Source organism: Streptococcus sp. OH4692_COT-348 (genome assembly GCF_003859975.1).
In the GTDB taxonomy this organism is placed as follows: domain Bacteria; phylum Bacillota; class Bacilli; order Lactobacillales; family Streptococcaceae; genus Streptococcus.
In genome coordinates this window covers 40,721-47,316 of the sequence record NZ_RQZB01000015.1, presented here as the reverse complement: position 1 = coordinate 47,316, position 6,596 = coordinate 40,721, and the positions used below count along the sequence as shown (strand labels likewise).

The 6,596-nt window shown below is 39.7% G+C and carries 5 protein-coding genes; 4 read left to right on the top strand and 1 reads right to left on the bottom strand.

The features are described 5' to 3' along the window. Positions 1–2,348, top strand: a 2,348-nt coding sequence (locus tag EII37_RS08640; RefSeq protein WP_124788288.1) for an SIALI-17 repeat-containing surface protein, incomplete at its 5' end; no start/stop codon positions are given. Positions 2,349–2,584: 236 nt separating this feature from the next. Here the strand turns inward: EII37_RS08640 and EII37_RS08635 are convergent. Beyond that, positions 2,585–3,133 carry an NADPH-dependent FMN reductase gene (locus EII37_RS08635; RefSeq protein WP_124788287.1) on the bottom strand — a complete coding sequence of 183 codons (549 nt, stop codon included), beginning with the start codon at positions 3,131–3,133 and terminating at the stop codon, positions 2,585–2,587. Between the two features lie 419 nt (positions 3,134–3,552). On the opposite strand from EII37_RS08635, the gene EII37_RS08630 reads away from it, so the two are divergent. The 3 genes from EII37_RS08630 to EII37_RS08620 all read left to right on the top strand — a co-directional run bounded on the left by EII37_RS08630 (position 3,553) and on the right by EII37_RS08620 (position 6,588). Beyond that, complete coding sequence (locus EII37_RS08630) at positions 3,553–4,749, top strand: MFS transporter (protein ID WP_124788286.1); 1,197 nt, start codon at positions 3,553–3,555, stop codon at positions 4,747–4,749. Between the two features lie 175 nt (positions 4,750–4,924). Then, entirely contained in the window at positions 4,925–5,413 is a 489-nt protein-coding gene (locus EII37_RS08625) for a DUF5590 domain-containing protein (RefSeq protein ID WP_185695989.1), read from the top strand. Then, positions 5,410–6,588: a pyridoxal phosphate-dependent aminotransferase gene (locus tag EII37_RS08620; protein ID WP_124788285.1), complete on the top strand. Its 1,179-nt coding sequence runs from the start codon at positions 5,410–5,412 to the stop codon at positions 6,586–6,588. Before EII37_RS08625 ends, EII37_RS08620 begins: the two co-directional genes overlap by 4 nt. Positions 6,589–6,596 lie beyond the last annotated feature (8 nt).

The window sequence follows — 6,596 nt, the reverse complement described above, 5'->3', positions numbered from 1 at the left end:
AAGATGGAGATAGCTTCGTTAATACTGAAACAGGCGATGTCTTCGTTAAGAAGAACAATGCATGGGAACCAGCAGGCAACATCAAAGGACCGAAAGGTGATAAAGGTGAAGATGGTAAAACTCCAGAAATCACTACAAAACCAGGTGCAGATGGCAAGAGCACAGATGTAACAATTACTGTTCCAGGGAAAGATCCAGTAACTGTTAATATTAAAGACGGTAAAGATGGAAAATCTTTAGTTGCTAAAAAAGAAGGTAACGAGACTAAGATTTATGTAGAAGATCCAGCAAATCCAGGACAACCATTAGATCCTACAAAACCACTTGCAACAGTTCTTGATGGACTTAAAGGTGAAAAAGGCGACAAAGGTGAAAACGGAGCAGACGGTAAATCACCAGTTGTAAATGTAACGGACAATGGAGATGGAACACACTCTATTACTGTTAGAAACCCTGATGGTTCTGAATCAACAACTAAAGTTAAAGATGGTAAAGACGGTAAAACTGCAACTATCACAACTACAGAAAACCCAGATGGAAGCCACACAATCACTGTAACAAATCCAGATGGAACAACTAAAGAAACAGTTGTTAAAAACGGTAAAGACGGTAAGACTCCAAAAGTTGAAGTAACAGATAACAACGATGGAACTCACACTGTTAAAGTTACGGATGGAGACGGTAATGTTACCAACGCTGTCATCAAAGATGGTAAAGATGGTAAAGCTGCAACAGCAACTACAACAGAAAACCCAGATGGAAGCCACAGAGTAACAATCACTAACCCAGACGGAACTAAGAATGAGTTTGTTGTTAAGAATGGTCGTGACGGTGTTGACGGACGTACTCCAACCGCATCTGTTCGTGACAATGGGGACGGAAGTCATACGATCGTTATTACAAATCCAGAAGGTGTGACAACTGAAACCACAGTTCGTGATGGTAAATCACCAAAAGTTACTATAACTGATGAACAAAATGGAACTCATAAGATCTCAGTTCTAAATGGTGATGGAACAACTACTGAAACAATCATTAAAGATGGTAAATCACCAGTAGCAACAGTTAGAGATAACCAAGATGGTACTTACACTATTCGTGTAGAAAACGGTAATGGTACTGTTTCTGAAACCACAGTGCGTGACGGTAAATCACCAACTGCTAAGGTTGTGGATAACGGAGATGGAACTCACACGATCACAGTTGTGAACTCAGACGGTACAACTACAACAACTACAGTTCGTGATGGTAAAGAACCAAAACTTGAAGTGATTGATAACAACAACGGTTCGCACACTATTAAGGTGACAGGAGCTGATGGTAAAGAAACTACAACTACAATCTTTGATGGTAAATCACCAAAAGCGAACATCGTTGATAACGGAGACGGAACTCACACATTGACAATCGTTGATTCGGATGGCCGTGAATACAAATCTATTATCAAAGATGGTAAAGACGGTAAAGATGGCGTTTCACCAACTGTAACTGTTAAAAATAATAACGATGGAACTCACGTTGTTACAATCATTAATCCAGATGGAAGTAAGACAGAAATGGTGATTAAAGACGGTAAAGATGGTAAATCACCAAATGTTTCTGTTGAAGATAATGGTGATGGTAGCCATACAATCACAATCATCAATTCTGATGGAACTGTTACAAAAACAGTTGTTAAAGATGGTAAAGATGGTCGAGACGGAAAAGATGGAAAAGATGGTAAATGTGGTTGCAAAGATAAACCAGTAACACCATCAAATGACAAACCAGTTCCACCAGTTAATGAATTACCGGAATATACAGGAGGGGTAACACCACTTGATCCTCCGATTTATGAAAAACCAGAATTAGAACTTCCAGAAATTCCAACGCCACCAGTGCACGAAGTACCAGAATTTAACGGTGGAGTACCAGGAATGCCAGAAGTCAATGAACTTCCTAATCCAGAAGTTCCAGGGATGCCAACACCTCCGGTACAAGAAATTCCAGAGTTTAATGGCGGAGTACCTGGTATGCCAGAAGTCAATGAACTTCCTAATCCAGAAGTTCCAGGAATGCCAACACCTCCAGTTCATGAAATTCCAGAATTTAATGGCGGAGTACCTGGTATGCCAGAAGTCAATGACAAACCAACTTCAAACATTCCTGAAGTTCCAACACAACCAAATCCAAATGTACCAGTTCAACCGGTAACACCATTAACTTCTAACCCAGTAGCACCAACTACAGGTAAAGAAAATCATGGTGACAAATTACCTGAAACTGGAAGCCAATCTGATTATATCTCTGTTCTTCTAGGTAGCGGTATTCTATTGAGCCTATATGTAGGTCGAAGAAAAGAAGATTAATCAGCAACAAGCAGTCATTAACTTCTCGAAAGAAGATGATAAGTGATAGATCTCGAATGAAAGAATATTCTTAGAATGGTTTTCCTATGATGGAAAAGACTGCTAAAAACCTTGAGTGGTAACGCTCAAGGTTTTTTTGGATGGCTGGTGTTTGTCTGAAAATCTTGATTGAGTCTAAAAAGGCCACCCTATGAGGTGGCGATAATTGATTTAGACTTCTTAAAATTCTCTATTTTTTACTGAATTGCTGCGATCAAGTCTTGAGCTTGTTTTTCAAGTGAGTTTAGGACTGTTTCTTCAAGAACCAATTTTCCATCTGCCCAGGCAGAGTCGTTAACACGTGCAGCAGTGAAATCGCCAACGACTTGTGTACGGATAAATGGCAAGAGGTCTTTATAGATAGCGAAAAGTTGATCGTGACCTGCATTAGCTACAGATGATACGGTGACGAACTTGTCTTGAAGGGCAGAAGCGCCACGTGTATCAGATAAGTCAAGGGCACGAGATAGCCAGTCAAGCAAGTTTTTCACTGTTCCAGGGATAGAGAAGTTGTAGACTGGAGAGAAGATCCAGATAGCATCCGCAGCGAGAACTGCTTCACGAGCAGCAGCTACAGCTGGATGTGTTGGAACTTCCAAATCTTGGCTGAAGAGAGGGATAGCTGAATAATCAAGGTAGCTAACTTCCGCTTTACCAGCAAGTACTTTCTCAGCTTCGAGGGCCATTTGATGGTTGAAAGAACCTTGACGTAGTGATCCGACGATAAATAATATTTTTTTAGACATGATGTGTCTCCTTTTTCTTAAATTTCCGAGAAACTTCTCGTTGTTATAAAATATATTACAACAAAAGAAAAGGACTTGCAAGAAATTTGCTCAGAGTTTATTTGAAAATTAAAAATTACAGAAACTTTAGTCATTTGCGACTGGAAAAGTAAGAACTGTTCGTTTTGAATCCTGGTTTATATTTGATTTTCTAAGAGTATTCCTATATTCTCTTGTAATATGATGATATAAGTGCTAAAATAAACGAAAAACTCGAAATAGAAACCGTAGAACGGCTATTTTCTGATATCATTTCATAAACAATTAAACGAAAATAATGGCATTGAAGAATGCTTCTAAAAAGGGGTGGAGATCATGTAAGGCACAGATTAACAAGTGACGGACAAAAGAAATAATAATACACTTGTTAAGGAGAAAAAATGTTAATAAGAAATTATCGGAAAAATATTGGCCTAATGGCCGGAGTTGAGTTTTTTGCATTTTTAGGGATTACCAGCTTTTGGATTCTCTTTCTCAGTCAAAACGGAATGTCTCTTTGGCAGATTGGACTTCTGGAAAGTATCTTTCATGCGACCAGTCTTCTCTGTGAAATTCCATCTGGAATGTTGGCTGATCGTTATTCCTATAAGACCAACCTTTATTTAAGTCGTATAGCAGGGATTGTGTCTTCTATTCTTATGTTGGCTGGGCAGGGAAATTTTTGGATTTATGCACTAGCAATGGCGATAAGTGCCTTGTCTTATAATTTTGATTCAGGAACAAGCGCAGCAATGGTCTATGACTCGGCTGTAGAGGCTGGACTAAAGGAGCGTTATCTATCCATTTCAAGTTTCATATCAGGAGTGTCAGAAGGAACCCAGTCTTTGGGGACAGTGCTGGCGGGATTTTTTGTTCATGGTCAATTGCACCTGACCTACTATATCATGATTGCCACTTCTATCATAGTTCTTGTCTTGATTTGGATGCTGAAAGAGCCCAGTGTCAAAGTAGAAAAAGCTGATAGTGTGACAATGAAACAGATTATTTGGACTGTTAAGGATGAGTTGAAGAGAAATCCCATGCTTTTAAACTGGATGATTTTATCTCAGATTGTCGGAACACTCATGTATATGTTTTATTTTTACTATCAAAATCAGTTGCCAGATTTAAGTAGTTGGCAAATTTCAACAGTTATGCTATTTGGGAGTCTATTGAATATCCTCGCAATCTATCTAGCAAGTAAAATTGGACAGAAATATGCTGCCTTGAAGCTTTTTCCTATTCTCGTCCTGCTGACTGGAGTCACCTATATGCTGTCCTACTTTGGAACACCTCTAATCTATATTCTGATTTATTTGATTAGTAATGCTCTGCATGCTCTTTTTAAGCCGATTTTTGACAATGATTTGCAAGGGCGCCTTCCAAGTGAAGTAAGGGCAACCATGCTGAGTGTCTATTCTATGATGTTTAGTCTAAGTATGATTGTGTTCTTCCCACTGACAGGCTGGTTGATTGACAATTTAGGCTTTGTAGTAACATTTCTTTATCTAGGATCCTTTTTAGTCATGATTAGCCTTCTACTGACTATCTTTTTAGGAAAAATGGCTAAAAGAATAGATGATAAAATAATACCATAGATTAAAAGAACTTCTAAAAACTTGAGTGCCAAGCTCAGGTTTTTTGATACGTCGATTTTACGTGTATCTTTACTTTTTTAAACAAGAAAAATCTGTTTTGTTTGAAGAGAGAAATAAAATGCGAGTATTCTTATATTCACTTGTAATAAAGCCCAATAGATGGTAAAATAGACGAGTGAAAAAAAGACAAAAAAAAGCAAAAAATAATCTACTGTGGCAGTATGGTCTAGGGATGACGATTTTGTTTGTGGTTATCAGTGCTTCCTTTCTGTATCTGGTGTTTTTGGGGATGAAACCCTATCAAACTGCTAAAAGTGAAGGAGAAAAATTAGCTCAGCAGTATGCAGGATTAGAGCAGGTTGATCAGGTTGATTTATACAATGGCTTGGAATCTTATTACAGTGTTCTTGGTCGTAATAAACAGCAAGAAGCGCTTGCTGTCCTGATTGGAAAAGATGACCATAAGATTTACGTTTATCAGCTAAATCAGGGTGTTTCACAAGAAAAAGCAGAAGCTGTTTCTAAGGAAAAAGGAGCTGGCGAGATTGACAAGATTACCTTTGGCCGTTATCAAGATAAGCCAATTTGGGAAGTCAAGTCAGGAACTGATTTTTATCTAGTAGATTTTGAAACAGGAGCATTGGTCAATAAGGAGGGCCTATGAAACTATCCAACCGTGTTTTAGAAATGGAAGAAAGTGTAACCTTGGCTGCTGGAGCTCGTGCCAAAACACTCAAGGCTGAGGGCAGAGATATTTTGTCTCTAACCTTAGGTGAGCCAGATTTCACTACTCCCAAGAATATCCAAGATGCCGCCATTGCATCGATTCAAGATGGGCGTGCTTCTTTTTATACAGTAACCTCAGGCCTGCCAGAACTCAAGGCAGCGGTCAATACCTACTTTGAACGCTTTTACGGTTATTCTGTAGCGCCAAATCAAGTGACAGTCGCTGCGGGAGCCAAATTTTCTCTCTATACTTTCTTTATGGCTGTGGTCAATCCAGGTGATGAAGTGATCATCCCAACCCCTTACTGGGTCAGCTATGGAGATCAAGTCAAGATGGCAGAGGGCGTTCCAGTCTTTGTTCTTGCTAAGGAAGACAATCATTTTAAGGTAACCGTAGAGCAGTTGGAAGCAGCTCGCACTGACAAGACCAAGGTTTTGGTGTTGAATTCGCCATCTAACCCCACAGGTATGATTTACACCCGTGAGGAACTCTTGGCAATCGGAAACTGGGCTGTAGAAAAGGATATTCTCATCCTAGCAGATGATATCTATGGTCGCTTGGTCTATAATGGTCATGAGTTCACACCGATTTCTAGCCTATCGGAAGCGATTCGCAAGCAAACAGTGGTCATCAATGGTGTGTCTAAAACCTATGCTATGACTGGTTGGCGGATTGGTTATGCTGTCGGTGAAGCAGACATTATCGCTGCCATGTCCAAGATTGCAGGTCAAACAACCTCGAATCCGTCAGCAGTAGCCCAGTATGCAGCAGTTGAGGCTCTATTAGGTGAACAAGATACTGTAGAAAGCATGCGTCAGGCTTTTGAAGAACGTCTCAATACCATTTATCCCCTTCTTGCAGAAGTGCCAGGATTTGAAGTGGTCAAACCGCAAGGAGCCTTCTACCTCTTCCCAAATGTCAAAAAGGCAATGGAGATGAAAGGCTATACAGATGTGACAGAATTTACAACCGCTATTTTAGAAGAAGCTGAAGTAGCCTTGGTCACAGGAGCAGGCTTTGGAGCGCCAGAAAATGTCCGCCTCAGCTATGCGACAGACCTAGACACGCTTAAAGAAGCAGTTAAACGCTTGAAAGTATTTATGGAAAAATAAAAGAAAAG